Source organism: Propionibacterium acidifaciens (assembly GCF_003798325.1).
GTDB lineage: Bacteria > Actinomycetota > Actinomycetes > Propionibacteriales > Propionibacteriaceae > Propionibacterium > Propionibacterium acidifaciens.
This window is the reverse complement of sequence record NZ_CP033719.1, coordinates 777948-804309: the sequence shown is the minus strand read 5'-3', so window position 1 is coordinate 804309 and position 26362 is coordinate 777948. Positions and strand designations below refer to the sequence as shown.

Genomic DNA, 26362 nt, shown 5'->3' with positions numbered 1-26362 from the left:
TGCTTCTTCTCACCCGCGGGCGCTTGGTCTGCGGGTCAGTACCGCGACTTGGATGGACGTGCGGTTCCCGTCCCCTTCGACGGAAGCGCCTCGGCAGGGTACGACGAGGAGAATCGCATGTTGTCGTTCGGTGGCGGTCTTCGAATGTACCGCTTCGTCCCTGGCGAGAAGATTGGCATCCCTCGTTCGAGCTGATGCAGCCGCTCGACTCGTTCGAGGTCACCGACTGCTTCGTCCCCAGCTTGCACGATGCCTTGGCCGAGCACATGTGCATCGAGGAGGCGTGAGCGCGGTGCGGCGTCCGTCACTCCCCTGACAGCCATTCTGGTTGCGGCGGGTCTCCGAACGCCGGGCACTCGTGCGGTGAGTCCTGCGTCCCGCGCTCCGCCCGCAACGGAGCCGAAGAGCGCCACGCCCAGCGCGCCAGCCGCCCCGTCGTGCCCTCCCGCGGCGTCCGCCTCACGCCCCGCGGCCGGAACGGGCCGGACGGCCTCGGGCCGCTGCCTCCCGGGCCCGGCCCGGCCCCCGGACGTAGCTGACCGTCTCGCCCAGCCTGGCCCGCATCACGGCGATGGCCTCGGGGTTCTCGTCGATGAGCAGGAATCGCCTGCCCAGCGCTGCCGCGGCGGCTCCTGTCGTGCCGGAGCCGGCGAAGAAGTCGAGCACCCAGTCGCCGGGGCGGGAGCTCGCCGCGATGATGCGCCGCAGGATTCCCTCGGGCTTCTGCGTCGGGTAGCCCGTCTTCTCCCTGCCCGTGGGGGAGACGATCGTGTGCCACCACACATCGGTGGGCAGCTTGCCGCGCGCAGCCTTCTCGGCCGTGACGAGCGAGGGCGCCATGTACGGCTCGCGGTCGACCTCGTTCGAGTCGAACCAGTAGCTCCGGGGGTCCTTCACGTAGACGAGGATCGTGTCGTGCTTGGCCGGCCAGTGGCGCTTGGCGCGGCCCCCGTAGTCGTAGGCCCAGATGATCTCGTTGAGGAAGCAGTCGCGGCCGAACATCGCGTCGAGGAGCACCTTCGCGTAGTGCGCCTCCCGGTAGTCCAGGTGCAGGTAGAGGGTCCCGGTGTCCGTCAGCAGGCGCCAGGCCTCCTCGAGGCGGGGCTCCAGGAAGTCCCAGTAGTCCTCGAAGACGTCGTTGTAGCCGAGCACCGTGCCGCGGACCGTCTCGTAGCTGTGCCCTCGGAAGCCCAGCCGCGACCCTCCCTCGGCGACGTGCGTCGTGACGGCGCGGCGCTTCTGCGTCATCCCCGTGTTGAAGGGCGGGTCGATGTAGACCAGCTGGAAGGCCCCGTCCGGCAGCCCGCGCAGGACGGGCAGGTTGTCGCCCTCGATGACGGTGTCGGGACGGTCAGCGCTCCACAGCGCCCGGGTGCTCACGGATTCAAGGTAGACGACGGCATCGCCCGTCCCGCCGTCGGGTCGCGCGACCCGATCGGCTCCCGGAGGCGGGTCGTCCCCGCGGGGTGTCGGGTCGCACCCGGGCGCCGGCGCCGAGAATGATCCCGACGAGCACGACGGCCAGGATCACCAGTGTGCTGCACAGGCCGAGCAGCACCGGGCGCAGACCCAGCCTCATGAGCGATTTGACGTGCACGCCCAGACCGAGCGCGAACGTGGCCGTGGTCAGCAGGAACTGTTGGAGGACCTTGATCCGGGCCGGCTGCGCGGCGGGCACGACCCCGGTCGTCGCGACGGCCATCACGGTGATGAATCCGACGACGAACAGCGGCAGGACCGGTGGGCGCCGGGCGTGCCCGGCCGTCACGGCCCGCCCCTACCCTGGGATGCATGACCGCCGAGCCCACCGCCTTGTCCGCAGGAGAGCGCCCCTCCGGGCCCGAGGAGATCCCCTGGGCGATGCAGCTCGTCGTCCTGCGCGACAAGCACGCCATGGCCCGCGAGGTCGACGTCTGCGAGGCCGCGGCCCGCGCCGTCGTGGGCCTGCTCGACGACGAGCGCTGCGCCCCCGGCGGCCCCTGGTACGCGGCCGTCCGCCGCTGGGTCGACGGCGGGCGCATCCGCAAGCTCGTGCGCCGCGCCGACGGCAAGCGCTGGGACGACGTGCAGGCGCTGCCCGGCGTGCTCGTCACCCAGGACGGCCCCGACGGCTTCGGCCCGGCCCGAGTGCGGGCCCTCCCGCCCGGCCCGGTGCGCCCGCTGCCGCGGGCCCTCGCCAAGCTCCAGGTGAGCGGCACGAGCTTCCCGCCCGAGCGCGTCAGCTCCAGCGCCGACGCCCTGGCCATCGTCGAGGCGACCCCGCTCGAGCGGATCACCAGCGGCAAGCTCGCCGCCCAGTGCGCCCATGCCGCGCAGCGCCTCTACGAGACCGCCGACGAGGCCCGCCGCGCATCATGGCGGGCCGACGGCTTCCGGGTCGAGGTGCGCTGGCCCGGCCCGGACGAGTGGGCCGCCCGCCCCCGCCCGGTGAGCATCGTCGACGCCGGGTTCACCGAGCTCGACGGCCCCGCCGAGACGGCCCGGGCGCTCTGGCGCTCCGAGCCGTGAGCGGCCCGCGACGGCTCCCGCGGATCCCGGGGAGTACGCCGACGGCGAAACCGCATGGTGGAAGGCCGCGGGGGTGATTGTTCGGCCCCGACCGGGGCCCTAGTGTGACCCGCGAGCCGATCGATCCAGAGCACCCCGGTGATCCCGAGCATTCCGGTGGCCCAGGGCACCCCGGTGCGGAAAGGCCCTCCCATGCAGATCGCACGTCGTTCCCTCCTCGCAGCGGGCGGGCTCATGGCCCTGGCGGCCTGCTCGTCCGACAACCCCGTGGGCTCCTCGTCCTCCACGGGCGGCGGCTCGACGATCGTCGTCGCCTCGCAGCAGTACTACTCGAACGAGATCATCGCCGAGCTCTACGCCCAGGCGCTCGAGAACGCAGATCGCACCGTCGAGCGTCAATATCAGATCGGCCAGCGCGAGTTCTACCTGCCCGAGCTCGAGTCCGGCTCGATCGACCTCATCCCCGAGTACGGCGGCAATCTGCTGCAGTACTACGACAAGTCGAGCACCGCCTCCGACGCCGAGGCGATCGCCCGGGCCCTGGCCGATGCCCTGCCCGCCGGGCTGCGCGTCCTCGACGCGGCCGAGGCCTCCGACCAGGACTCCTACACCGTCACCCGCGCCACGGCCGACCAGTACTCGCTCGGCTCGATCGGTGATCTGGGCAGGATCGGCGGCACCGTCACCGTGGCCGCGAACTCCGAGTTCGCCACTCGTCCCTACGGCACCGATGGCGTCAGGGACGCCTACGGCATCGACATCACCGTCCTCGGCGTCGAGGACTCCGGCGGCCCTCTCACCGTCAAGGCCCTCACCGAGGGTCAGGCGCAGGCCGCCGACATCTACACGGCCGACCCGGCCATCGAGCAGAACGATCTCGTCGTCCTGGCCGACCCGCAGAACCTCATCCTGCCCCAGCGCGTCACCCCGCTCGTCTCGTCGAGGATCGACGACGCCGCGGCGGAGGTCATCGGCCGGGTGAATGCCCGGCTGACCACCGATGAGCTGCGCGGGCTCAACCGCCGGTCGACGGTCGAGCAGCGCTCCAGCGCCGACATCGCCAGGGACTGGCTGCCGGCCCAGGGCATCGTCCCCTGACCGTCCGGCTCTCGGCGCCGCGTCCGAACCCGCTGCTCCGGAACCCGCGTCCTTCCCTCGGCGAGGGGCCGCAGGACGGGCCTCGCGCCCTCAGTGCCGCTCCGGTTTGGGCGGGCGCCCTCTTCTGGGGATCGGTCCGGCGTCGGAGGGGAGGCGTCCGGCCCCGCGCAGCGCATCGCGCAGCACCATCTCGATCTGGGCGTTGACCGAGCGCATCTCGTCGCCGGCCCAGCGCAGCAGCGCGTCGTGCACCGCCGGGTCGAGACGGACGAGCACCTGCTTGCGCCCGGCGCCCGATGAGTGCTCGGGCATCAGGTGTAGAGGGTCCCCGCGTTCACCACGGGGGTGGCCCGGGAGTCGGAGCACAGCACGACGAGCAGGTTCGAGACCATGGCCGCCTTGCGCTCGTCGTCGAGCTGGACGATGTCCTGGCCCTCGAGGCGGTCGAGGGCGTTGCTCACCATCGACACCGCGCCCTCGACGATCTTCTCCCGGGCGGCGATCACCGCCGCCGCCTGCTGGCGCTGGAGCATCGCCTGGGCGATCTCGGGGGCGTAGGACAGCGAGCTGATGCGGGTCTCGATGACGGTCAGCCCGGCGATCACGATGCGGGCGGCGACCTCGTCGGCCAGCTCGGCGGCGACCGATTCGGTGGAGCCGCGCAGCGTCTCCTGCCCCGGTTCGGCGTTGTCGTAGGGGTGGGCGCCGGCGATGTGGCGCAGCGCCGACTCCGACTGCACGGCGACGAACTCCTCGGCGTCCTCGACGGCGAAGACCGCCTTGGCCGTGTCGGAGACCTGCCAGACGACGATGGCCGCGATGTCCACCGGGTTGCCGTCGGCGTCGTTGACCTTGATCTCGTGGGTCTCGAAGTTGTGCACCTTCACCGAGACCTTCTTGGTGGTCGACAGGGGCACGGTCATGATCAGGCCGGCGCGGCGCACGGTGCCCAGGTAGCGGCCGAAGAACTGCACGACCTTGGCGTCGCCGGGGTTCACGATGGTGATGCCGGTCGCCAGCAGCGCCCCCAGGACGACCAGGACGATGCCTGGGACCGGGCTCTGCGCCAGCAGGAGCGCCCCGACGCCCAGGACGACCAGGACGACCAGCAGGCCCAGCCCGCCGTTGATCGACGGGGCCCCGTGCTCGGTGATGTCGACCCCCGTGACGCGTTCGGTGTAGGCCGGGTCGGCGGGGACGGGTTCGGTGATCCGGTCGGTGCTCATGACGGTCTCCCCTCTCGAAAACTGTTATCAAAGTGATATCACTTTTTGTGTGGAGGGGGAAGCCCCACGGCGCGCCGCCTCCCGGCCGCCCGCGGATCGCCGTTGCGTCTGCGGGCCGGACGGGAGGCCCGGAGCGCGGGTCCGCAGGACTCCGGCTGGGGCGCGGCAAGGGCACTCGGGGACTTCCTGGACACCGTGATCGGCGACATGACGGGTCCGCAGGGCTCCGGCAGGAGTGCGGCCGAGCGCTGGGCCGGGAGGCCCGGGGGATCGCAGGGGCTGCGCGGTGGCGCCGGCCGGCCCGGCGGAGAGGCGAGGGGCCGGGACGCAGTGCGCCGCCGACGGGGAGGGTGATGCTCCCGCCGACGGCGCGCGAAGGAGGTGAGGAATCGTCCGGCCTCAGGGCTCGACGTCATGCACCTCGAGCTCGGGGAACTGTCCGAGCGCGGTGGACAGGTAGCGATCGCCGGAGTCCGGGAGGATGGCGACGATGAGCTTGCCCTTGTTCTCGGGGCGCGCGGCGACCTGCAGGGCGCCGACCAGGGCGGTGCCGGAGCTGATGCCGGTGAAGATGCCCTCGGCGGTGCCCAGACGGCGGGCCTGCTCGATGGAGTCCTCGTCGGTGATGTCGAGGACCTCGTCGTAGACCGAGGTGTCGAGGGTGTTGGGGACGAAACCGGTGCCGATGCCCTGCAGGCCGTGGGGGCCGGCGGGCCTGCCGTTGAGGACGGCGCTCTTGGCGGGCTCGAGGCCGATCACCCGGACGTTCGGGTTCTGCTCCTTGAGGTAGCGCCCGGCGCCCGAGAGGGTGCCGCCGGTGCCGATGCCGGCGACGAGGATGTCGATCGCGCCGTCGGTGTCGGCCCAGATCTCCGGGCCGGTGGTGCTGTGGTGGATGGCCGGGTTGGCCGGGTTGTCGAACTGGCCGAGCAGGACGGAGTCGGGATCGGCCTCGTGCAACTGCTCGGCGTAGGCGATGGAGCCCTTGATGGCCAAGGGGCCGGGGGTCAGGATGACCTCGCCGCCGTAGGCCTGGATGAGGGCGCGGCGCTCAACCGACAGGCTGGCGGGCAGGACGACCTTCACCCTGTAGCCGCGGGCGGTGCCGACGGCGGCCAGGCCGATGCCCGTGTTGCCGCTGGACGGCTCGATGATGGTGCCGCCGGGCTTCAGCAGACCCTTCTCCTCGGCGTCGGTGATCATGGCCAGGGCGATGCGGTCCTTGACCGAGCCGGCCGGGTTGAAGTACTCGAGCTTGAGGGCGATGTTGGCGTCCTCGGCGCCGTTGGCGGCCAGGAAATGGGGGACGCGGACGAGCGGGGTGCCGCCGATGAGTTCGGTGATGGAGGAATGAATTCCGGGCATGATGGTTCCTTGAGGCATCTGGGAAATGGAGTCTTATTCACAGGAGTTGTTCGCGAGAGTGTTTCTCCTTGTCAGGTCTTCGTTCCATTATGCTGTGAACAAGCTTCATGGTACGGAGGACTTCCCGGGTCGAATCGGTTCGGTCGGGGTGCCGCCGATCCGCCGCGCGGGTCCGGCCGGGACCCGCGAGTGCAAGCAGGGGACTGGTCGGGGCGGGGCGATCGGTGGTCCCGCCCGGCGCACGTGCGAAGAAGGACCGTGGCGGCGGGACCGTCATCAACGGGAACAGGAACAGCGCACCATCGCGGAGGCGACGCGCATCATGTCGACGTGGCGCCGGACGACGAGGTGGACCATGCGCTGAACGGTAGCGCATGAATTCCTGGGGGCAAAACCGGTTCGCGTTCCACCGGGCCGGGAGGTTCATGCCGGAGGCGGGCGCCGTCACGTGGAGCCCCTGACCGGGGGGACTGCGGAGGCGGGGTTCTGCACGGGCTTCCGGGGCCGGTTCGCGGCGGGTCGGCCACGGGGCCCGGCACCGCGGACGATCCCGGCCGTCCGGCGGAGCCAGGCGCGGGTGACGGCGTCCGCCAGGCCGGGGACGGGGCGGGTGTCGAGGGCGAGCACCCCCTCCGGCCACAGGGTCCCGTCGACCGAGTCCGGCCGGGCCCAGTCCATGGGGGAGAAGACGCCGCGGGCGGCGAGCTCGACGTCGATCGCCGCGGCGTCCCGGACGCGGACGAGCAGCGGGGCGGGGACCCCGGGGTTGATCGTCCCGACCCCGGAGCCGGCCAGCGCCCTGGCCAGGGTCTGCGAGTTCGCAGCCGTGCGGCGGGCCAGCCCGGCCCCGTCCAGACCGGCCAGGACCCGCAGCGTGGCGGGACAGGGCGGGGCGGGGGACAGCGCGGCGTCGAAGCGGGCCTCGGCGCGCGCCAGGGCGTCCAGGTGGGCGAGCGCGCCGTCGGGCACCGGTCGGTGGGGCGCGTCGAACAGGGCGGGCAGTTCGCGCCGGCTCACCGGCCCGCGGCCCGGGTCGCCGCCGGTCGCGGGCCCCACCGGGTCGACGTCGACGCCGTCCTCGGCGCGCAGCAGCGCGCCGTCGGGCACCGGCAGCAGCTTGCGCAGGCTCGCCACGGAGGCGTCGCACCAGCCGGGCCGCTCGTCGTCCGCGAGGTCGGCGAGGACCGCATGGGTGGCGTCGTCGATGACCAGGTCGCCCCGCCGGCGCATCCGGGCGAGCTCGGCGCGCAGCGCCGCGGAGGGGCCGGAGCCGCCGGTGCGCGCCACGAGCACGGCGACGGGCCCGTCGAGGCCGGCCCGGGCCGCGCGCAGGGGCTCCGCGGCCATGACGAGCCGCTCGTCCACCGCCGTGAAGCGCACCGACATGCCCTCCAGCCAGAAGGGCGTGACCATCGTCGGGCAGCAGAAGGCCGGCGCCAGCACCGTTCCGATGCCGTTGCCGCGGCACCAGCGGGCCAGCAGGCCGAGTGCCTGCCGGCCCGATCCGACCGTCACGGCGCGGCCGGGTCCGGTCCAGCCCCGCACCGCCCAGTCGAACGTCATGGCCCCACGCTATGCGGCCCCGCCACGCGGCGCGGTCCCCCGCCCCGCGACCCGGCGCGTCCTCCCCGTGGCGATCGGGCCCGACGGCCGGCCGGCCGGTGGCGTGTCCGCCCGGGGACCGCCCATCGGTGCGAGCATGGGGCCATGAGCACGCAGCAGAACGCCTCGACATCTCCCGATTTCCGCACGATGGGCGCCGGACTCGCCGAGCGCCTCGGAGCCCTGCGACGGGATCTCCACCGGATCCCAGAGCTCGGCTTCGACCTGCCCCGTACGAAGGCCCGTCTGCTCCAGGAGTTCGCCGGCATGCCCGTCGAGATCCACGAGTTCGACGGCTGGTCGGCGTTCGTCGTCGTCGTGCGGGGCGGCGGGCCCGGGCCGGTGGTCCTCGTGCGCGGCGACATGGACGCCCTGCCCGTCGCCGAGGAGTCCGGCGAGGACTTCGCCGCCACCAACGGCGCCATGCACGCCTGCGGCCACGACATGCACATGTCCGCCCTCGTCGGGGCGGTGAAGATGATCGCCGAGCAGCGCGCCGGGCTGGCCGGCTCGGTCATGTTCATGTTCCAGCCCGCCGAGGAGACGGCCCGCGGCGCCCGGCGCATGCTCGACGAGGGCCTGCTCGAGGTCGCCGGCGAACGCCCCGTCGTTGCCTGGGGCATCCACGAGATGCCCTACCCGGCGGGCACCGTGCACGTGCGCGCCGGCGCCCAGATGGCCTCGAACTGCCAGCTCGTCGCCACCTTCAAGGGCCGGGGAGGGCACGGCTCGGCCCCGCACACCGCCATCGACCCGGTGCCCGCCGTCCTCGACCTGGGCCAGGAGCTGCAGACGCTCGTCACCCGCGAGTTCAGCGTCTTCGACCCGGTCGTGTGCACCGTCACCCAGCTCGGCGCCGGGAAGATGTACAACGTCATCCACGACCAGGCCAGTCTCGGCGCGACGATCCGCGCCGTCTCCAAGGGGACCACCGACCGTTTCGGCTCCCGCGCCGTCGAGATCGCCGAGCTCATCGGTCGGATCCACCGCTGCGAGACCGACGCGAGGTTCCGCGTCAACTGCCCGACGACGCTGAACGACCCGCGCGCCGCCCGCGTCGCGCTGGACACCGCCCGCGGCCTGTTCGGCGCCGACCGCGTCGTCGAGATGGAGCAGCCGGTCATGGCCAGCGAGGACTTCAGCTACGTCCTCGAGGAGGTGCCCGGCGCCTTCCTCTTCATGGGCGCCCTTCCCGACGGCGTCGACCCGGACGGTGCCCCGCAGCCGCACTCGCCCCTCGCCCGCTACAACACGGGGGTGCTCGGCGACCAGGCCGCCCTGCTCGCGGCTCTGGCGTGGAGCGGCGAGCTGCCGCGGGTCTGAGTCCCGGCGGATCCGGGCCCCGACCGGGCGGGCCGGGCCTCGCAGAGGTGTCGCGGGAGGGCCCTCGTCCGCGGGGGACCGCCGTCGGGACTCCACCCGCTGGGGCCCGTGAACCGCTGACGCCGTGAACGGTCCCTCGGGTCCCCTCAGGCCCGCCTCGTCACCGGGTCCTGCGCCGACCAGGGGAAGGCGATCCACCGGTCGGTGTCGCGCCATGAGTAGTCGGGGGCGATGACGGTGGTGGGCTTGCTGTAGAGCACGGCCGAGCGCACGTCGGCGCCGTAGCGGCGCAGCAGGTCGATGACGAGCCGCATCGTGCGGCCCGAGTCGACGACGTCGTCGACGACGAGCAGTCGCCTGCCCCTGATCGACTCCGTGTCGAGCAGGGGGGCGAGCAGCACCGGGTCGGGAAGGGTCTGCGCGATGCCGGTGTAGAACTCCACGTTGATGGCGTCGGTGAGCTTCACGTCGAGCGCGTAGGTGAGCGCCCCGCCGGGGACCATGCCGCCGCGGGCCACCGCGATGACGATCTCGGGCTCGAAGCCCGAGTCCACGATGGTCTGGGCCAGCTCCCGCGTCGCCGCGCCGAAGCCCTCCCAGGTGAGGATCTCCCTCTCGTTCGTCCCGTCGTCCCGGTCATCCGCCATGGCGTGCATCCTAGCTTCTCGGACGCCGTTCTCCCGCCCCGGTGGGTGGCTCGTCGAGGAGTCTGACGAGTACGGCCGTGTCGAGCCAGCGGTCGAACTTGCGCCCCACCTGGGGCAGCACCCCGCAGATGGTGAAACCGAGGTGCTCGTGGAAGGCCAGCGAGGCCTTGTTGTCGGCGTCGACGACGCCCACCATCGCGTGCAGTCCGGCCCGGCGGGCCAGCCCGATCAGCTCGGTCATGAGGGCCCGTCCGATGCCCTCGTGCTCGTGCTCCGGCGCGGTGTAGACGCTGTGCTCGACCGTCGGGTCGTAGCCGGGCAGTTCGCGGAAGCGCTCGTAGGCGGCGAAGCCGATCACCCGCTCGTCCCCGTCGAGCGCGACCAGGACGGGGAATCCCTCGCGCCGGTGCCGGGCCAGCCATGCGGCGCGCTCGGCGGCGGTCCCGGGGCTCAGCCGGTAGCTGGCCGTGGTCGCCACGCCCTGGGCGTTGTGGATGGCGCAGATGTCGGACGCGTCCCGGTCCGAGGCCGCTCTGATCGGGATCGTGTGTGGCATGCGACGATGCTATGCGCATTCGTGCGCGGGGCCCGGCCCCGCCCGACGACGGCCCCTCGGGCGGCCCCGCCGCGCGCCCTGCTCCCGTCGTTCTTCGTCCCGCTGCTCCGCGGGGGCCTGCCATAGACTGAATTCCACCATTCGACATCGTCGACGAAAAGGACATCTCCGTGACTTCACTCACCTGGACGGAAGAGGACCGCAAAGCGGTCGACATCGCTCGGATCCTGGCGGCTGACGCCGTTCAGAGCACGGGCAACGGCCACCCCGGCACGCCGGTGTCACTGGCCCCCGTCGCCCACCTGCTCTACCAGAAGGTCATGAACACCGATCCGGGGGACGACAAGTGGATCGGGCGCGACCGCTTCGTGCTGTCCGCAGGTCACGCCTCGGTGCTCCAGTACGCGCAGTTCTACATCAACGGTCTCGGCCTCGAACTCGACGACCTGAAGCGGCTGCGCAAGCCGAACTCCCTGACCCCGGGCCACCCGGAGTACGGCCACACGAAGTACATCGAGTGCACCACCGGCCCGCTGGGCGCCGGTGTCTCGATGGCCGTCGGCATGGCCATGGCCTCCCGCTACGAGCACGGCCTGTACGACCCGGACGCCGCTCCCGGCGAGTCGGTCTTCGACCACTTCGTCTACGTCATCGCCGGCGACGGCTGCATGCAGGAGGGGGTGCAGTCCGAGGCCGCCTCGCTGGCCGGCGCCCAGGAGCTCGGCAACCTCATCGTCATCTACGACGCGAACCGCATCACCATCGAGGGCGATCCCGCGATCACCTTCAACGAGGACGTGCTGGCCCGCTACGCCGCCTACGGCTGGGACACCGCCGAGGTCGACTGGACCCACGGCGGCGAGCGCTACGAGGAGGACGTCCAGGCCCTCCACGACGCCATCGAGGCGGCCAAGAGGGTCACCGACAGGCCCTCCATCATCAAGCTCGACACCATCATCGGCTGGCCGCTGCCCACCAAGCAGGGCACCGAGGGCATCCACGGCGCCGCCATCGGCGAGGACGAGATCAACGCCATGAAGAAGCTCCTCGGCCTGCCGCAGGAGCCCTTCGCCTTCGACGAGTCCGTCGTCGAGCGCACCCGCGCCGCCATGGCCGAGCGCGGCGGAGCCGCCCGTGCCGCCTGGGACGAGCGCTTCGCCGCCTGGCAGGCCGCCAATTCCCAGCAGGCCGCCACGCTGGCCCGCGTCCGCGCCGGAGAGCTGCCCGCCGGCCTCGAGCTGCCGACCTTCGACGCCGGCGAGCTCAGCACCCGCAAGGCCTCCGGCAAGGTGCTCTCCGCGCTGGCGCCCCAGCTGCCCGAGCTGTGGGGCGGTTCGGCCGATCTCGCTGGCTCGAACAACACGACGATGGACGGCCAGGAGTCCTTCTTCCCGGCCCACCTGTCCACTCCCGAGTGGCCCGGCGGCCCCTACGGCCGCGTGCTGCACTTCGGCATCCGCGAGCACGCCATGGGCGGCATCCTCAACGGCATCAACGTGGGCGGGCTCTCGCGCGCCTTCGGCGGCACCTTCTTCGTGTTCGCCGACTACATGCGCCCGGCCGTCCGCCTGGCCGCGCTCATGGGCGTGCCCTCGGTCTTCGTCTGGTCGCACGACTCCATCGGTCTCGGCGAGGACGGCCCCACGCACCAGCCGATCGAGCACCTGGCCTCCTACCGCGCCATCCCCCGCCTCGACATCGTCCGGCCCGCCGACGCCAATGAGACCGCCGTGGCCTGGGGCAGGATCCTGTCGGCCACCGACCATCCCGCGGGCATCGTCCTGAGCCGCCAGAACCTGCGCACCGTCGACCGCGCCGGCGGCGAGTTCGCGCCCGCCGAGGGGGCCGCGAAGGGCGCCTACGTGCTGCGCGAGGCGAGGAACGGCGAGCCGAGGCTCATCCTCATCGCTACCGGCTCCGAGGTGCAGCTGGCCCTCGACGCCCAGGACGTGCTCGAGGCCGACGGCGTCGCCACCCGCGTCGTCTCGATGCCCTGCCAGGAGTGGTTCGACGCCCAGCCCGACGAGTACAAGGAACAGGTGCTGCCCGCGGCCGTCACCGCCCGCGTCTCGATCGAGGCCGGGCTGGCGCTCGGCTGGAGCCGCTACGTCGGCGCCGGCGGGGCCTCGGTGAGCATCGAGCACTTCGGGGCCTCCGCCGGCGGTTCGCTGCTCATGGCCGAGAACGGCTTCACCGCCGAGCACGTCGTCGAGGTCGCCAAGGGCGTTCTCTGAGTCGTGCCGTTCGGGCCCCGGCGCGTCAGGCTCGCGCGTCCGGGGCTGTCGGTCTTCCGATCTGACAGTTCGAACCCACGACATAGTCAGGCCCGTGCGCCCGGGGCCGTCGGATTATCCGCTGGGATTTCTGGTGCGTGCCGCCTGTCAGGCCCGCGCGCCCCGTCATGGCACTCCCGGCCTGCACCCGGCCTGCTCGACGAGGCCGCGCGTCCCGTGCGCGCCCCTCGCAGCGCTCCGCGTCTGCGCTCCCGGCCCGCGCGTCCGGCATGACGGTGCGGGTCCCGCCCGGGCCGGCGCGAGGGGCCCGGCCCGCCGCGGACCTAATCTTGATGATCATGACGGTGCGGGGCGGGCTCAGGAGCTTCGGACGCCGCACCTTCGCCTCGTTCGCCGTGCGGAACTACCGCTGGTACTTCGCCGGGGCCCTCGTCTCGAACATCGGCACGTGGATGCAGCGCACCTGCCAGGACTGGCTCGTGCTCGTCGACCTGACCGACCATTCGTCGACGGCTCTCGGCTACGTCACCGCCCTGCAGTTCCTGGCGATGCCCTTCCTGGCCCCCTACGCCGGCGCCGTCGTCGATCGCTTCGCCAAGCGCTCGGTGCTGCGCGTCACCCAGGCGCTGCTCGGCCTCAACGCCCTGTGGCTGTGGGCGCTCATCGCCACTCATGCGGTCGCGCTGTGGCAGGTCTACCTCTTCGCCTTCGCCCAAGGGGCCATCACGAGCTTCGACTCGCCCGCCCGGCAGGCCTTCGTCTCGGAGATGGTGAGCAGGCGGCTCATCCCGAACGCGGTGGGCATGAACTCGATGAGCTTCAACGCGGCGCGCATCATCGGCCCCGGGCTGGCCGGTCTGCTCATCGCGGCCTTCGGTGTCGGGCCGGGCATGCTCGTCAATGCGTTGAGCTTCGCCGCCATGCTCGCGGGGCTGGCCATGATGAGCGCCGACGAGCTGCACCCGGCGGAGCCGCGCCGGGGCGGGGGAGCCGCCCGCGAGGGCCTGTCGTACGTGGGGCACCACCCCGAGATCCTCATCATCTTCGTCATCGCGTTCATGACGGGCACCTTCGGCATGAACTTCCAGATCACCAATGCGACGATGGCCACCGAGGTGTTCGGGCGGGGCGCCGCCCAGTACGGCGCGCTCGGCACGATCATGGCGGTCGGCACGCTCGGGGCCGCGGTCATCGCGGCCCGGCGCCGGAATCCGCGCGTGCGCACCCTCATGATCGGCCTGGTGGGCTTCACCGCGGCCGACACGGCGCTCGCCCTGGCGCCGGACTACTGGGTCTACGCGGTACTCCTCGTCCCCACCGGGCTGTGCGCGCTGACCGTGCTGACCTGCGCGAACTCGGCCGTCCAGGTGGCCTCGGCGCCCCAGCTGAGGGGGCGGGTGCTCGCGCTCTACGCGGCGCTGACGATGGGCGGCACACCGATCGGCGCGCCGATCGTCGGCTGGGTCGGCGACGTGCTGGGGCCGCGCTGGTCGTTGCTCGTCGGCTCGATCGGCACGGGCGTCACCGTCGTCGGCGTGCTCTTCTACTACGTCGTCCACGAGGGACTGCGGTTCGACCGCCACGGCATGCACCGCCCGCCCGGAGCCGTGCGCCCGGCGGGGTGATGCCCCCAGCTCGGTTGACAAGGAGGATTCGTCGGCGCGGTCGGGGTTGAGGGTGCGGTTCGGTCTCAGCAATTCCAGGTCCTTCTTCTCGCTGGTCGACTCCAGATCCAGCAGGGTGGCTTCTTCGAGGTTGGTGATTATTTCCAGGGCGTTGAGCAGGTCGTGCATGTTTGCGGAGGCTGCCAGGGTGTGCGCGGTTCTCCGCCCCCGGGGCCCTTGGGTTCTCGTTTGTTCTTGGGTGTCTTGCCGGCCCCGGAGTTCATTCCCGCGTGCCCGAATGTCTTCTGGCGGTTCCCGGCCGCGGTCCGGGGCCGGTGGCGATCTGTGTTCCTGTGGCGTGGCTGCTGGTGTGGTGTTTTATTCTTCCCAGGCGGGTCCTGTGGGTCCCCAGATGGTGCCTGCGGGGAGGCCTTGGTTCTCGTGTCCGAGTTCGGGTGGGATGCCTCGTTTGGCGTTGCCCTCGAACATGGTCTGGTTGAAGATGACGTCGTCTGCGAAGTCGGCTTCGAGTGAGGTGTCGGCCCAGAATTTGGTTCTGGTGAGGTCGAGGGTGCTGGTGAAGGCGGCGGCGTCGAAGACGGCGGGTCCTTCGAAGCTGGTTCCGGTGAGATCGGCGGGGCCGGTGAGTTCGGCGCGGGCGAAGTCTGCCGGGCCGTTGATGGTGCAGTCGGTGAGGGTGAGGGCGCCGGTGACGGTGAGGTCGGTGAAGGCGGCTCCGCCGTCGAAGGTGCAGCCGGTGAAGGTGAGGTCTCCTGGTGCGGTCAGTCGGGTGAAGGTGCTGCCCGGGGCGAAGCGGGTGCCGGTGAAGGCGGTGTCGGGTCCGAGTCTGGCGCCGGTCAGGTCGAGTGTGACGGGTGTGTCGGCGGGGAGGTTGTTGGTGAGTGCCCGGGTCGCCTGGTGCGTGCGGGCGGCGCTGGTGGCGGGGTTCTTGAGGATGTCGGTCAGGGCGCGGGCGGTCTCGTCCCGTTGGGCGGGGTCGGTGGCGGTGCGGAGCCGGTCGCCGAGGGCGGTGATGTCCGGGTCGGCCGGCCCGGTCCGGGCGGCCGGTTTCTTCTTCCTGGCGGCTGGTTTCTTCTTGGCGGGTCGGGTGGCCGGTGCTGGCCTGGGCGGGTTGTTGGGGTCGTCCCCGGCCAGCAGGGCCCGCAGAACGGGCCACTCCTTCTCTGCGTATTTCACTCCGAAATCCTTGGCGGCGAAGAATCCCTGCACCTGGCCCTTTCTTGTGGCGTCGGCGTATATGCCAAGCCACCGTTTGATGGTCTTGCGGATTGTTGTGTCGGTGATCTGGTCGAGGCGGTTCTGGGCGGCGGTGATGGTGGTGGCGGCGTCCGGGGCGTAGAACGTGTCGGGGCCCTCCGGGAGTCTCTGGCGGGTGAGGTCGACGCCCCACCTGAATTCGGAGGTGATGAATTCGGCGCCGCTGAAGTCGTTGTCGAGGATCGTGTTGGCGGGCGCGTCCGGCTCGTAACTGGAGCGGCCGTTGAAGATGCAGTCGCGCAGGCGTCCCGTGAACGTGCACCCCACCAGCGCGAATCTGCTTGGCTGCCAGTGGCTCAGGATCACGTTCCGGAACGAGCAGTGCCTGAACTCCGTATCGGCTGCCGGGATGAACCTGATCCGCGCCCCGTCGAAGACGCAGTCCTCGAACAACACGGGATTCCCGCCCCACGAGGCCCGCTGAACCTTGATCTTGCGGAAGTCGCAGCCGCGGAGCGTGGAACCGTTGATGCTGAAGTAGTCGATCCTCAGGCCGCTGAAGTCCACGCCCTCGAGCACCCTGTCGAGGATCATCAAGCCGTCGGGTTGCCCGATCCGGTCCGCCCGGAACTCCTCGATCGACGTCATGCCAAAACCCTCCTCCTGCACGGCCCCGCGTCCTCTCACGGGATCACATATGTCGCGTACTGGGCATCCCCGTAGCGGGGGTCCTTCGCGGCCCTCCGCTGATGGGCGGGGACCTGCCCCGGTGTGGTCAACTCGACGAACTCGTCGGCGTCCGCCCCGCTCAACTCCTTCGGGATCCTGAAGTCCGGCCCGTTGTTCGAACTGTACTCCACACCGGGAACAGCTTCTTATGGCTGACATGAAACGAAACCGTATTTTTCGTGGATTTCCTGTGCTGTTTCGGATATGATTGGAGCATGCAGGTTGAGGTCACCCCGGAAGAAACAGCAGTCCTGATCAGATGGAAGAAGCGTTCCGACAATTATGTGCTGGTTCGGATGAAAGCAGAAGCGATTCTGTACGCCTCCCGTGGCGTTGATGTGGGTATCATCGCTGAAATGGTTGAGCGCACGGAGAGGACCGTGCAGGAACGGCTGGCCGAGTGGCAGGCCACCAGGATGTGCTCGGTGCTGACCGGCCATGCCGGGAACCAGAACGCGGCGAAACCCGCCCGCGCACAGAAGGAAGAACTCAAGGCCATCTTGGCCCAGCCGCCCTCCCGGTCCGGTGTTCATGCCGAGTTCTGGGATGTCCCGGCGATACGTGAGGTCGTGAAGATCATGTTCGATGTCGAGTACCAGGCGGACTCCTCGTACCAGCTGCTCCTGCGCCTGTGCGGGCTGAGTCTCGAGCCGCCCGGACCCGTTCGATGAGCACCGCAACGAGAAAGCCATCACCCGGCGCATGGCCGAGGTGAAGACCGAAGTCAAGGCCCTGTTGGACCAAGGCTGGGAGGTCTACACGGCAGACGAGGTCCGCTTGGAGCACGAGGCCGAGACTCGCCGTATGTGGCTCCCTAGAGGGCAGCGCACCAAGCTGTCCGTGGACCGGAAGAAGACGTCCCAGTCGTTCTTCGGTGCGCTCTCGTTGACCAGCAAGAAGGTCAAGCTGTACCCGATCGAGGGCAACCAGAACACCGAGCAGACGATCCTCTCCCTGGACCGGCTCCAACGAGAAACCGAGGCCGGCAAGATCGCGGTCGTCCTGGACAACGCCCGCTTCCACCATGCGAAAGCGTTGACCGACCTGTACGAGCCGGGTCAGCTGTTGGAGCGCATCACGCCGATTCATCTGCCGCCGTACGCGCCCGATCACAATCCGGTGGAGCACGTCTGGAACGCGGCCAAGAGCAACATCGCGAACATCCAGCGCGAGACCCCCGAAGAGACCTTCGGCGCGTTTGCCTCATACATCACCGGCCGTGCCTTCGACTACGACTTCGAGCACCTCCCACTCCGCGAAACCAGAAACGATTTTGTTTCATGACAGCCATAATTTTATCCTGAACCGCGTTGTGGATCTCTGTCCCGGCGTACATCCTGTCCAAGTAGGGTGGAGTGATGTGGGTTTTTCAGGCAGTGGTTGATGGGTGGTTTCGGGCTGCTGTCTTGTGTTGTTGTCTCCGTCCGGTGTCGGCTTGGTCGGGGGTCCGGTGGTCGATCGCCGAGTGGAGACGCTCGTGATCGCATCGTGACCCGGTCCGGGCTGTCACGTCCCGGATTGCATGGTTTCGGGTCGAGTGGACCTTACGGTTCACGAGTTCCTTCCTCGAGACCGCGGTGAACGACTCGGCGGCGGCAGTGCCACAGCGGCTGCCGGTCCGCCCGACGGACGGGAGGACCCCGCGGCCGGTCATGAATCCCGTGCATCCGGCCGACGTGCATCGAGCCCCCTCGATCCGAGTGGAGGACCGTGACACCGCGGATCGGTGGACGGGCCCGGCGCGGCCGTGGCCGAGGCCTCGGCGACGAGTCCGGCGCGCATGCGACCGGCGATCGCGTGCCCGATGACCCCTTCCCCGGGGAGCAATCCATGACGACCGCCGGGTGGGCGGATCCCCGCCGGGCCGGACCATGCGCGATGTCGCCCACCCGTCTCATCCCGGGCGCGGTGGCGGCGACGCCCCGGCCAGCCGGCCCGGCCGGCCCGGCGCCGGCACGATCCGTCCCGGCCCGTCCCCGAGGCCGACGGGCAACGGGACCCGCCGCCGCCACGATCTCGCGGACCACGCCGAGCGAGAGGCCTCGACGCCGCTCCGGGCCGGCCCCGCGCGGACCCGGCGGCAGCCGTGGGCCCGTTCGGACCCGTCGAGGAACCCGACGATGATGGCCGCCGGGTCCTCCCCCCGCCGGGTCGTCGAGGACCCGGGTCGGTTCCGCCGGGCGCAGCAGCCGGACCCGGATGCCTCCACCCACCGGCGCACGGACCGGACGGGGCGGTCGCCTCCTCCGCGGCGGATGCGGCGGCGTCCCGCGCTCACCCGGACCCCCGGGCGAAGAAGACCGCCGCTCCTTCCGGGAACCCGTTCCCCATGCGGGCCTCCCGGAGCCCCGCCCTCAGCCGTCCGATCCCGGCGCGCCCTTCCGCGGTCACGGCATCAGCGCCGAGACCGGGGTGCCCCCTCCGCCATCCTGCGACCCGGCCCCCGACCGCCTGCGCCACAGGACCGTACGATCCGGCCACCCCGGCCACCGGCCCGGACCCCTGGACGATCCCGAGAACGACCCGCCCCCTGAACCCCGCACCGCATCCCGGCGCCGACACGACCCAACCCCACCTCACGATCACTTCCACCCACCGCCCGAAAAACACCAACCACTCCAGTACTCGTCGATGGTGAGGTGCTGGTCGGCTGTGGAGGCCCAGCCGGGCCCGAACGCGCCGATGCTGGCCGACAGGGAGTTGTACACGCGGTTGAACCCGAGTGAGGCGCACCCGCCGCTGAAGGCGAGGTCGGTCTCGGGTTCGATGAAGTTCCCGGTCGTCGTGTTCACCGGGTCGTCCGCATACCCGGAGGTCTGGGGGTCGCCCAGGATGCTCGGGGCGGTCACGTCGACCGGCCGGCGGGCCTGGTCCACCCCGGCGGCCCGCAGGGACGCGTCGATGGCCGCGTCCGAGACCGTGGAGACGGCCCCCGAGGCGCCGGCGGCCTCGAACGCTGCCGCGACCGTGTCGACCCAGCGGGTCTCGTTCGTGTTGTTCGCCCCGAACGAGGCCAGGGCGCCCGTGATGCCGGACGCGTCGATGCCGCACCACGAGCATTTCGCCGTGAAGTCGGCGATCGCCCCCTCCAGGGCGCCCTTCTGGGCCGTGACGGTGTCGTTGGCGCCGGTCACGTTCGACGAGTACGCCCGCAGATCATCAGGCCGCGCCGAGGACACCGCCCCCGCCGGGCCGGGTGCGGGCTCGGACCACGGTGTGGTCGTCGGCTCGTGGGGCTCCGGCAGCGGTACCTGGTCCGGGCCCGAGGGGGGCTTGTCGCCGTTGGTCACCCAGTCCCAGCCCCTCTTGAAAATGTTCTCCCGGTCCTGCCGGTCCGCCCACTCCTTGGCCTGCCTCCTCCGCTCACGCTCGGCCTGGGCGGCCTCCTTCAGCTTCTGCACCTCGGCCACCAGATCATCCAACGCCGATGCGATGTTCGTGCAGTCCGTCGAGGCCGCCCTCGCGTTCGCGTCGAACACGTCCGCGTAATGACCCTCGAAATCCGCAGACGCCGCCGACGCCCACCCCGCCCGCGAGCCCGCCTGACCCGTCAGAGTGCCCGACAAGGTGCTCGCGGCAGACTTCAGAGTGTCGGCCGTCGCGTCGCGACCGCCACCGGCTCGTCATAGGCTCCCAGCCTGCCCGAGTACTCGGCCACGGCACGATCCTTCCCACACGGTTCTGACGGGCCAGCACCAGGGGGCGGGCGGCCACACCCCACCGACGCTAAACCCGGGCGCCGACACGGCGCCATGGGCTTCCGGCCCGGACCGGCCCGGGCCGGGAGGGAATCAGGGAGACCCCTCAGGGGGCGAGGCCAGGGGCCCAGGAGGCGCACAGGACACGGGCCGGCGGATCCTGCTTCGTCACGACGCGGGATCCTCGACGGGGCGGAGTCGCGTGTTTCAGCACGCGGTCGTGCCGAAGAGCGAGCCCCTCGTCGGTGTGCGGGCCACGAGTCGGACGGGTCGACCTCGTCGACGACCAGAATGGGTCCCCGCGAGTGCACAGGTCACGATCCGCGGGGCGCTCGAAGACCGAACCCGCCTCCTTCCACTCCACGACGACGGCGCCCGCCGGTTCCCCGACGAGCGCCATCGCAGCAGCGCACCCGGCCCGCACCGGGCACCCGACTCAGGCCGGGCTGCTCGGCCGGACCTCCGCCGGCTCGGGCTGCTCGGCGGGCCAGTGGCCGACGGTGCCGGCCGCCGCCTCGAGCGTGGCGTGCGCCAGCGCCGTGAGCGAGGAGATCTGGATGCCGGGGTCGAGACCCGAGGCCTCGAAGGCCAGCGGTAGCTCGGTGCAGGCCGTCATGAGCGGCAGCTCGCGCTCGCCGCGCAGACGCCCGGCGAGCGCCCGGTACAGCTCGCCGGCCCGGGTCATCCGGCCCGCCTTCACCTCGCCGATGATCTTCATCATCGCGGCCTTCTCCTCATCGGACGGTACCTTCAGCGGGTAGTCGCGTTCGGCGGCCAGCCGCTGGTACAGGCCGGTGTTCACCGTCCCCGCCGTGGCGGTCAGCCAGGCCCCCTCGGGGCTCGTCTGCATGGCCGCGGTGATGGTCGCGTCGACGATGTGGATGAGCGGCACCGGCAGCTCGTCGACGAAGTCGTCGATGAAGTAGTGGACCGTGTTGCACGGGACCGCCAAGACGGACGCGCCCAGCTGGGCGGCCCGCAGGAGGTCGGCGCGCACCATGGTCCCCGGAGCGGGGTCGCCTGCGGCGATGCACGTCGTCCTGTCGGGCACCTTCGTGTCCGACAGGACGAGGACCCGCGGGTGATCCTGGTCGTACTCGACCGGCAGCGCTGCGGCCAGCTCGACGAGGAACTGGCCGGTGGCGGCCGGCCCCATGCCCCCGACCACGCCGATGACGGCGCGGTCGAAGGCGTCGGGGGCGAAATTCGTACTCATGCGAGCGTCACTGTCCTCAGAAGATGAGCGGGCAGATGAGGAAGCCGAGGCAGACGGCCACGACCACCGAGGTGACGCCCGGCAGGATGAACGGATGGTTGAACACGTACTTGCCGATCCGTGTCGTCCCTGTGTCGTCCATCTCGATCGCGGCGACGGTCGTCGGGTAGGTCGGCAGCAGGTACAGGCCGGTGACGGCCGGGAACGAGGCCACCATGACGGCGCCGCCCACACCCATCGCCGCGGCGACGGGCATGAAGGTCGCGGTCGTCGCGCCCTGCGAGTAGAGCAGCGCGGAGGCGAAGAACAGCACGACGGCCAGGAGCCACGGATGGCCCTGGATCACGGTCTGACCGGCGCCCTTGATGAGGTCCATGTTGGAGTTCACGAAGGTGTTGCCGAGCCATGCGACGCCGAGGATGCACAGCGCCGCGCTCATGCCGCCCTTGAAGGTGGCCTGGTTCGAGATCTCGCCGAGCTCCATCTTGCAGGTGAACTTCATGATGAGCGCGGCGGCCATCATGAAGGTCATGATGGCGGCGTTGCGCCCGAGCGGGAGGTCGAGCTTCGAGGTGCAGGCGGCGTAGACCATGACGACCAGCAGCGTGATGCCGAAGATGGCCAGCGAACGACGGGCGAACGGCTTGATGTCGTACTTGCCCTCGCCGCGCATCTTCACCAGTCCGGCGGCCATGCGCTCCTTGTAGACCGGGTCGTCCTCGAGCTCGCAGCCCAGGTGCGAGGAGACCAGGGCGCCGACCATGCAGCCGACGAAGCAGATGACGATCGAGATGATGACCAGCGGCAGGTAACCGACCCCGAGGGGCTCGACGGCCGATGACATGGCGATCATGGCGGCCGAGATCGGGGAGGCGGCGATGGCTACCTGCGACGCCACGACGGCGATCGACAGGGGGCGGGAGGGCCGGATCTTCTGCTCCTTGGCGACCTCGGCGATGACCGGCAGCGTGGCGAAGGCCACGTGGCCCGTGCCGCAGAAGACGGTCATGAAGAAGGTCACGACGGGGGCGAGGAAGGTGATGCGCTCAGGCTTCCTGCGCAGCATCTGCTCGCTGACCTTGACCAGGAGGTCCAGGCCGCCACAGGCCTGGAGGGCTGCGACGCAGGAGATGACGGCGATGATGATTCCCAGGACGTCCCAGGGGATGTCCTTCGTGGGGTCGACGGTGCAGCCCAGCAACCCGAGGACGATGACGCCGGCGCCGCCCGCATAGGCGATGCCGACGCCGCCGAGCCGGGCGCCGATGAAGATGAAGATCAGGACCACCGCCAACTGGACCCAGAACATGTTTGCTCCTTTACGAATCGACTCGTGCCGGTGGGGCGACTACTTGGCCGGAGGGGTCAGCCCATCGGGCAGGCCCTTCTCGTCGGCCCCGTAGACCTTGCCGGAGTAGGTGGGCTTGAGGAAGTTCTCGGTGGACAGGATCGCGTCGATCTCGTCCTCGGTGAGCAGGCCCTTCTCGAGGGCGACCTCGCGGACGGACTTGCCGGTGCGTGCGCACTCCTTGCCGATGAGGTCGCCGTTGTGGTGGCCGATCACGTCATTGAGGTAGGTGACGATGCCGATCGAGTTCATGACGAAGTCGCGGCAGATCTCCTCGTTGGCGGTGATGCCGTCCACGCACCGCGTGTGCAGGGTGTCGAGGGCGTGGGTGAGCAGGTGCAGCGACTCGAACATCGCCTGCGACATCGCGGGCTCCATGACGTTCAGCTCGAGCTGGCCGGCCTCGGCGGCGAAGCAGACGGTGACGTCGTTGCCGAAGACCTTGAAGCAGACCTGGTTGACGACTTCGGGGATCACCGGGTTCACCTTGGCGGGCATGATCGAGCTGCCGGCCTGCATCTCCGGCAGGTTGATCTCGTTGAGGCCTGCGCGCGGGCCGCTGGAGAGCAGGCGCAGGTCGTTGCAGATCTTGGAGACCTTGGCCGCGGTGCGCTTCACGGCGGAGTGCAGGGCGATGTATGCCCCGTTGTCGTAGCTGGACTCCAGCAGGTCGGGGGCGGAGATGATCTCGTAGCCGGTGACCTCGGCGAGCTTCTCCGCGACGACCTTCGGGAAGTCGGGCGGGGTGTTGAGGCCGGTGCCGATGGCGGTGCCGCCCAGATTGATCTCGAGGAGCAGCTTCGCGGCCGTGCTCACCCGCTCGATCTCCTCGGACATGTTGTTGGCGTAGCCGTGGAACTCCTCGCCGAGGGTCATGGGGACGGCGTCCTGCAGCTGGGTGCGGCCCATCTTGAGGACCCCGGCGAACTCGTCGCCCTTCTTGTGCAGGCTCGCGACGAGCTCGTCGACCGCCCGCAGCAGGTCCTGCGCGATCGTGTAGACCGCCAGGCGGAAGCCGGTGGGGTAGGCGTCGTTCGTCGACTGGGACTTGTTGACGTGGTCGTTCGGGTTGATCACGTCGTAGCGGCCCTTCGGCAGGCCGATGAGCTCGAGGGCCAGGTTGGCGACGACCTCGTTGGTGTTCATGTTGATGGAGGTGCCCGCGCCGCCCTGGAAGGAGTCGGTGGGGAACTGGTCCATGCAACGGCCGTTGTCGAGGATCTCGTCGCAGGCGGCGCAGATGGTGTCGGCGATGTCCTCCTGGATCGCGTGGAGCTCCTTGTTCGCCAGCGCCGTGGCCTTCTTCACCTGGACCATGCCGCGGATGAACTCGGGCTCGTCGTTCATGCAGCCGTTCGAGATCCTGAAGTTCTCGAGGGCGCGGATCGTGTGGATCCCGTAGTAGTTCTCGTCCGGAACCTCTCGCTGACCCAGTAGGTCCTCTTCGGTGCGAGTGCTCATGATCGCTCTCCTCAGTGCGTGAATCATGCGGACGATCGGCCCCGACATCGGTGTCCGGGGCGCTGGGTGGTCTGTCCGGTAAGACCACTTAACCAAGTCGCGCTCCCCGTGTCAATGGACCGCTCCGATTCGCTCTTGAAGAATTTGGTCATACCGGTGTATCTAATTACGCCCGGCTGGTGTCAACAGTGGGATGAAAGGCCTCCGAGCTGTCCGAGCTGAGAGAATGACGTCATGTCCGTTGTCAACGGTGATGCACCGCTTCGCAAGTCGGAGATGCTCGTGCGCCTCTTTGCCGAGCGCATCCGTTCGGGGCAGTGGGAGCCCGGTTCGCGGCTTCCCTCCGAGCGGGAGCTGGCGCGCCTGTTCGAGGTGAGCCGCACGGCGGTCCGCGAGGCGCTCAAGGCGCTCCAGCTCGCCGGCGAGATCGAGACGCGTCTGGGCGAGGGAAGTTTCGTGCTCGAGAGCCGGCGCAGCGAGGCCGACGAGGAGGCGCTGGTGGGCGCCGGTCAGAGCATCGTGAGCAAGCTGCAGGCCCGGCAGGCGCTTGAGATCGCCTCGGGCGTGCTGGCCATCAAGAATGCGAGCGAGTCCGACCGCATCAAGCTGCGGGCCGTGCGCGTCGAACTCGCCGAGGCCCTCGAGGCAGAGGACTACCAGTGGTACCTCGTCGTCACCTTCGACCTGCACGAGCTCATCGCCAAGGCCTCCCACAACAGCTACCTCGAGGAGGCCACCCACGATCTCGTCGAGCCCATGCGCAACGACGAGTGGGCGCTGACCGCCAGCTACGACGCGGCGATGGCCGGCTACTCGGCGGGGGTGCACCGCGCGATGATCGACGCCCTCCTGACCAACGACGTCGACGCCTTCGTCGGGAGCGTGTGCCAGCACTACGAGGACTACCCGGCGCTGCGCCATCCCGAGCTGAAGCGGCTCCGCACCGTGGAGGGCGCCGGACTCGATCCGTTCCGCGACGCCGGCTGACCGCATCGGTCGACCGTCCGGGGCCGGCCCGTCGTTCCCCGGATGCGGCGGGGCCCCGGAACCGCTCGGTTCCGGGGCCCCGCCGCGCCGGTCGGTCCGATCAGCCCTCGTCGGCCGCGGACGGATGGGTCATGTCCATCGGGACGACCCACCTGTCGAACTCCTCGTCGGTGACGAAGCCGAGTTCGAGAGCCGACTCCTTGAGGCTGATGCCCTTGTGGTGGGCGTTCTTGGCGATCTTCGAGGCCTTGTCGTAGCCGATGTGGCGGTTGAGGGCCGTGACCTGCATGAGGTTGATCTCGAGGTCGTGGGCGATCTTCTCGCGGTTGGGCTCGAGGCCGTAGGCGCAATGGTCGTCGAAGCTCACGCAGGTGTCGCCGAGCAGCTGGATCGACTCGAGCACGCACCAAGCCATGACCGGCTTGAAGACGTTGAGCTGGAAGTTGCCCTGGCTGCCCGCGAAGCCGACGGTGGCGTCGTTGCCGAACACCTTGGTGGCGACCATGGTCATGGCCTCGCACTGGGTCGGGTTGACCTTGCCGGGCATGATCGAGCTGCCGGGCTCGTTCTCGGGGATGAGCAGCTCGCCCAGGCCGTTGCGCGGGCCGGAGGCGTACCAGCGGACGTCGTTGGCGATCTTCATGAGGGCGTCGGCCAGGACGCGCAACGAACCGGAGACCTGGACCAGGGCGTCGTGGGCGCTCAGGGCGGCGAAGAGGTTGTCGGCCTGCTTGAACTCGATGCCGGTCTCCTCGGAGATCTTCCGGGCGGTGAGCGCGCCGAACCTCGGATGGGCGTTGAGACCGGTGCCGACGGCCGTGCCGCCGATGGCCAGTTCGCGGGCGCGGGACTCCGCGTAGCGGATGCCGTCGAGGGCGAAGTCGATCTGGGCGACCCAGCCGGAGATGACCTGGCCGAGCAGGATCGGCGTGGCGTCCTGCAGATGGGTGCGGCCGGGCATGACGACGTCCATGTACTCCTCGGCCTTGGCGGCGAGGGTGTCGCGCAGCTTCTGCACGCGCGGGAACATGGCGTTCAGCTCGCACACGACCGCGATGTGCATGGCGGTCGGGAAGGTGTCGTTCGAGGACTGGCCGCGGTTGACGTGGTCGTTGGGGTGGACGGGAGTCTTCGTGCCCAGCTGCCCGCCGGCGATCTCGATGGCGCGGTTCGAGATGACCTCGTTGGAGTTCATGTTGGACTGCGTGCCCGAGCCGGTCTGGAAGACGACCAGCGGGAACTCGGCGTCGAGTTTCCCGGCGATGACGTCGTCGGCGGCCTGCACGATGAGCCCGGAGATGTCCTTCGGCAGCTCGCCCAGCTCGCCGTTGGCCTGGGCGGCGGCCTTCTTCAGGGTGCCGAGGGCCCTGATCATCGGGCGGCCCCACACGAAGGTCTCGCGGCCGATGTCGAAGTTGTGGAGGCTGCGCTCGGTCTGGGCGCCCCAGTAGTGGTCGGCGGGCACCTCGATCGTGCCCATGGAGTCGGTTTCCGCGCGCATCTGCGCGCTCGTGTTCTCAGCCATGGATCCAGCCTAGCGGC

At 70.1% G+C, this 26362-nt stretch carries 23 protein-coding genes; 8 read left to right on the top strand and 15 right to left on the bottom strand.

Annotation, left to right across the window (positions count from 1 at the left end; genetic code table 11):
* Window positions 1–459: 459 nt before the first annotated feature.
* Both EGX94_RS03465 and EGX94_RS03460 read right to left on the bottom strand, forming a co-directional pair.
* Entirely contained in the window at window positions 460–1380 is a 921-nt protein-coding gene (locus tag EGX94_RS03465; RefSeq protein ID WP_021798727.1) for a DNA-methyltransferase, read from the bottom strand.
* 4 nt (window positions 1381–1384) lie between these two features.
* Complete coding sequence (locus tag EGX94_RS03460) at window positions 1385–1768, bottom strand: putative sulfate exporter family transporter (protein ID WP_021798699.1); 384 nt, start codon at window positions 1766–1768, stop codon at window positions 1385–1387.
* A gap of 92 nt (window positions 1769–1860) precedes the next feature.
* Here EGX94_RS03460 and EGX94_RS03455 point away from each other — a divergent pair, with 92 nt between their 5' ends.
* Window positions 1861–2508: an aminoacyl-tRNA hydrolase gene (locus EGX94_RS03455; RefSeq protein WP_028706982.1), complete on the top strand. Its 648-nt coding sequence runs from the start codon at window positions 1861–1863 to the stop codon at window positions 2506–2508.
* 192 nt (window positions 2509–2700) lie between these two features.
* Window positions 2701–3606 carry an ABC transporter substrate-binding protein gene (locus tag EGX94_RS03450; RefSeq protein WP_021798703.1) on the top strand — a complete coding sequence of 302 codons (906 nt, stop codon included), beginning with the start codon at window positions 2701–2703 and terminating at the stop codon, window positions 3604–3606.
* Between the two features lie 90 nt (window positions 3607–3696).
* Here the strand turns inward: EGX94_RS03450 and EGX94_RS03445 are convergent, their stop codons facing one another.
* From EGX94_RS03445 to EGX94_RS03430, 4 genes are all read right to left on the bottom strand, one after another.
* On the bottom strand, window positions 3697–3918 hold the full coding sequence (locus EGX94_RS03445; RefSeq protein WP_021798713.1) for a hypothetical protein: 222 nt from the start codon (window positions 3916–3918) through the stop codon (window positions 3697–3699).
* Window positions 3918–4832 carry an SPFH domain-containing protein gene (locus tag EGX94_RS03440; protein ID WP_021798725.1) on the bottom strand — a complete coding sequence of 305 codons (915 nt, stop codon included), beginning with the start codon at window positions 4830–4832 and terminating at the stop codon, window positions 3918–3920. The genes EGX94_RS03445 and EGX94_RS03440 overlap by 1 nt, the downstream gene beginning before the upstream one ends.
* Window positions 4833–5231: 399 nt before the next feature.
* A complete protein-coding gene (gene cysK, locus EGX94_RS03435) occupies window positions 5232–6197 on the bottom strand; it encodes a cysteine synthase A (RefSeq protein WP_021798704.1) in 966 nt (321 codons plus the stop codon).
* Window positions 6198–6641: 444 nt separating this feature from the next.
* On the bottom strand, window positions 6642–7760 hold the full coding sequence (locus EGX94_RS03430) for a hypothetical protein (protein ID WP_123825897.1): 1119 nt from the start codon (window positions 7758–7760) through the stop codon (window positions 6642–6644).
* Between the two features lie 144 nt (window positions 7761–7904).
* On the opposite strand from EGX94_RS03430, the gene EGX94_RS03425 reads away from it, so the two are divergent.
* Window positions 7905–9122: a M20 metallopeptidase family protein gene (locus EGX94_RS03425; protein WP_021798495.1), complete on the top strand. Its 1218-nt coding sequence runs from the start codon at window positions 7905–7907 to the stop codon at window positions 9120–9122.
* A gap of 146 nt (window positions 9123–9268) precedes the next feature.
* On the opposite strand, the gene EGX94_RS03420 is transcribed toward EGX94_RS03425, so the two are convergent.
* Together EGX94_RS03420 and EGX94_RS03415 are read right to left on the bottom strand one after the other, a co-directional pair.
* Window positions 9269–9769 (bottom strand): phosphoribosyltransferase, encoded by a 501-nt coding sequence (locus EGX94_RS03420; RefSeq protein WP_021798498.1) that lies wholly within the window; start codon window positions 9767–9769, stop codon window positions 9269–9271.
* Window positions 9770–9779: 10 nt separating this feature from the next.
* On the bottom strand, window positions 9780–10325 hold the full coding sequence (locus EGX94_RS03415) for a GNAT family N-acetyltransferase (protein WP_021798502.1): 546 nt from the start codon (window positions 10323–10325) through the stop codon (window positions 9780–9782).
* 170 nt (window positions 10326–10495) lie between these two features.
* Between EGX94_RS03415 and tkt the strand changes: the two genes are divergently transcribed.
* Window positions 10496–12559 carry a transketolase gene (gene tkt / locus EGX94_RS03410; protein WP_021798491.1) on the top strand — a complete coding sequence of 688 codons (2064 nt, stop codon included), beginning with the start codon at window positions 10496–10498 and terminating at the stop codon, window positions 12557–12559.
* Between the two features lie 338 nt (window positions 12560–12897).
* Window positions 12898–14184 carry an MFS transporter gene (locus EGX94_RS03405; protein ID WP_226906046.1) on the top strand — a complete coding sequence of 429 codons (1287 nt, stop codon included), beginning with the start codon at window positions 12898–12900 and terminating at the stop codon, window positions 14182–14184.
* 357 nt (window positions 14185–14541) lie between these two features.
* Here the strand turns inward: EGX94_RS03405 and EGX94_RS03400 are convergent, their stop codons facing one another.
* Together EGX94_RS03400 and EGX94_RS13315 are read right to left on the bottom strand one after the other, a co-directional pair.
* A complete protein-coding gene (locus EGX94_RS03400) occupies window positions 14542–16029 on the bottom strand; it encodes a pentapeptide repeat-containing protein (protein WP_021798480.1) in 1488 nt (495 codons plus the stop codon).
* 35 nt (window positions 16030–16064) lie between these two features.
* Complete coding sequence (locus EGX94_RS13315) at window positions 16065–16241, bottom strand: hypothetical protein (RefSeq protein ID WP_155948346.1); 177 nt, start codon at window positions 16239–16241, stop codon at window positions 16065–16067.
* Between the two features lie 84 nt (window positions 16242–16325).
* Between EGX94_RS13315 and EGX94_RS03395 the strand changes: the two genes are divergently transcribed.
* Together EGX94_RS03395 and EGX94_RS03390 are read left to right on the top strand one after the other, a co-directional pair.
* The gene (locus EGX94_RS03395) at window positions 16326–16781 is read left to right on the top strand and encodes a helix-turn-helix domain-containing protein (RefSeq protein WP_192962689.1); all 456 of its coding nucleotides are present in this window, start codon (window positions 16326–16328) and stop codon (window positions 16779–16781) included.
* Window positions 16782–16812: 31 nt separating this feature from the next.
* Window positions 16813–17394 carry an IS630 family transposase gene (locus EGX94_RS03390; RefSeq protein ID WP_021798485.1) on the top strand — a complete coding sequence of 194 codons (582 nt, stop codon included), beginning with the start codon at window positions 16813–16815 and terminating at the stop codon, window positions 17392–17394.
* A gap of 1298 nt (window positions 17395–18692) precedes the next feature.
* Here EGX94_RS03390 and EGX94_RS03385 read toward each other — a convergent pair.
* The 4 genes from EGX94_RS03385 to aspA all read right to left on the bottom strand — a co-directional run bounded on the left by EGX94_RS03385 (window position 18693) and on the right by aspA (window position 23833).
* The gene (locus EGX94_RS03385; protein WP_021798500.1) at window positions 18693–19589 is read right to left on the bottom strand and encodes a DUF6531 domain-containing protein; all 897 of its coding nucleotides are present in this window, start codon (window positions 19587–19589) and stop codon (window positions 18693–18695) included.
* Window positions 19590–20244: 655 nt separating this feature from the next.
* Window positions 20245–21024, bottom strand: coding sequence for an aspartate/glutamate racemase family protein (locus tag EGX94_RS03380; protein ID WP_021798474.1), 780 nt, complete (start codon window positions 21022–21024; stop codon window positions 20245–20247).
* A 16-nt stretch (window positions 21025–21040) separates the two neighbouring features.
* Complete coding sequence (locus EGX94_RS03375; protein ID WP_021798478.1) at window positions 21041–22333, bottom strand: anaerobic C4-dicarboxylate transporter; 1293 nt, start codon at window positions 22331–22333, stop codon at window positions 21041–21043.
* Between the two features lie 39 nt (window positions 22334–22372).
* Window positions 22373–23833, bottom strand: coding sequence for an aspartate ammonia-lyase (gene aspA, locus EGX94_RS03370; protein ID WP_021798477.1), 1461 nt, complete (start codon window positions 23831–23833; stop codon window positions 22373–22375).
* A gap of 234 nt (window positions 23834–24067) precedes the next feature.
* On the opposite strand from aspA, the gene EGX94_RS03365 reads away from it, so the two are divergent.
* Window positions 24068–24820 carry a FadR/GntR family transcriptional regulator gene (locus tag EGX94_RS03365; RefSeq protein WP_021798494.1) on the top strand — a complete coding sequence of 251 codons (753 nt, stop codon included), beginning with the start codon at window positions 24068–24070 and terminating at the stop codon, window positions 24818–24820.
* Between the two features lie 100 nt (window positions 24821–24920).
* On the opposite strand, the gene fumC is transcribed toward EGX94_RS03365, so the two are convergent.
* Window positions 24921–26345 (bottom strand): class II fumarate hydratase, encoded by a 1425-nt coding sequence (fumC, locus tag EGX94_RS03360; RefSeq protein ID WP_021798492.1) that lies wholly within the window; start codon window positions 26343–26345, stop codon window positions 24921–24923.
* Between the last annotated feature and the right edge of the window lie 17 nt (window positions 26346–26362).

Bases quoted from the DNA above. Each gene is read 5' to 3' on its own strand.
- EGX94_RS03405 (WP_226906046.1), top strand. From the start codon at position 12,898: ATGACGGTGCGGGGCGGGCTCAGGAGCTTCGGACGCCGCACCTTCGCC.
- EGX94_RS03400 (WP_021798480.1), bottom strand. From the start codon at position 16,029: ATGACGTCGATCGAGGAGTTCCGGGCGGACCGGATCGGGCAACCCGAC.
- EGX94_RS03425 (WP_021798495.1), top strand. From the start codon at position 7,905: ATGAGCACGCAGCAGAACGCCTCGACATCTCCCGATTTCCGCACGATG.
- EGX94_RS03445 (WP_021798713.1), bottom strand. From the start codon at position 3,918: ATGCCCGAGCACTCATCGGGCGCCGGGCGCAAGCAGGTGCTCGTCCGT.
- EGX94_RS03455 (WP_028706982.1), top strand. From the start codon at position 1,861: ATGCAGCTCGTCGTCCTGCGCGACAAGCACGCCATGGCCCGCGAGGTC.
- EGX94_RS03420 (WP_021798498.1), bottom strand. From the start codon at position 9,769: ATGGCGGATGACCGGGACGACGGGACGAACGAGAGGGAGATCCTCACC.
- EGX94_RS03390 (WP_021798485.1), top strand. From the start codon at position 16,813: ATGGCCGAGGTGAAGACCGAAGTCAAGGCCCTGTTGGACCAAGGCTGG.
- aspA (WP_021798477.1), bottom strand. From the start codon at position 23,833: ATGAGCACTCGCACCGAAGAGGACCTACTGGGTCAGCGAGAGGTTCCG.
- EGX94_RS03380 (WP_021798474.1), bottom strand. From the start codon at position 21,024: ATGAGTACGAATTTCGCCCCCGACGCCTTCGACCGCGCCGTCATCGGC.
- EGX94_RS03365 (WP_021798494.1), top strand. From the start codon at position 24,068: ATGTCCGTTGTCAACGGTGATGCACCGCTTCGCAAGTCGGAGATGCTC.
- EGX94_RS03430 (WP_123825897.1), bottom strand. From the start codon at position 7,760: ATGACGTTCGACTGGGCGGTGCGGGGCTGGACCGGACCCGGCCGCGCC.
- EGX94_RS03450 (WP_021798703.1), top strand. From the start codon at position 2,701: ATGCAGATCGCACGTCGTTCCCTCCTCGCAGCGGGCGGGCTCATGGCC.
- fumC (WP_021798492.1), bottom strand. From the start codon at position 26,345: ATGGCTGAGAACACGAGCGCGCAGATGCGCGCGGAAACCGACTCCATG.
- EGX94_RS03415 (WP_021798502.1), bottom strand. From the start codon at position 10,325: ATGCCACACACGATCCCGATCAGAGCGGCCTCGGACCGGGACGCGTCC.
- EGX94_RS03395 (WP_192962689.1), top strand. From the start codon at position 16,326: ATGCAGGTTGAGGTCACCCCGGAAGAAACAGCAGTCCTGATCAGATGG.
- EGX94_RS03375 (WP_021798478.1), bottom strand. From the start codon at position 22,333: ATGTTCTGGGTCCAGTTGGCGGTGGTCCTGATCTTCATCTTCATCGGC.
- cysK (WP_021798704.1), bottom strand. From the start codon at position 6,197: ATGCCCGGAATTCATTCCTCCATCACCGAACTCATCGGCGGCACCCCG.
- EGX94_RS03440 (WP_021798725.1), bottom strand. From the start codon at position 4,832: ATGAGCACCGACCGGATCACCGAACCCGTCCCCGCCGACCCGGCCTAC.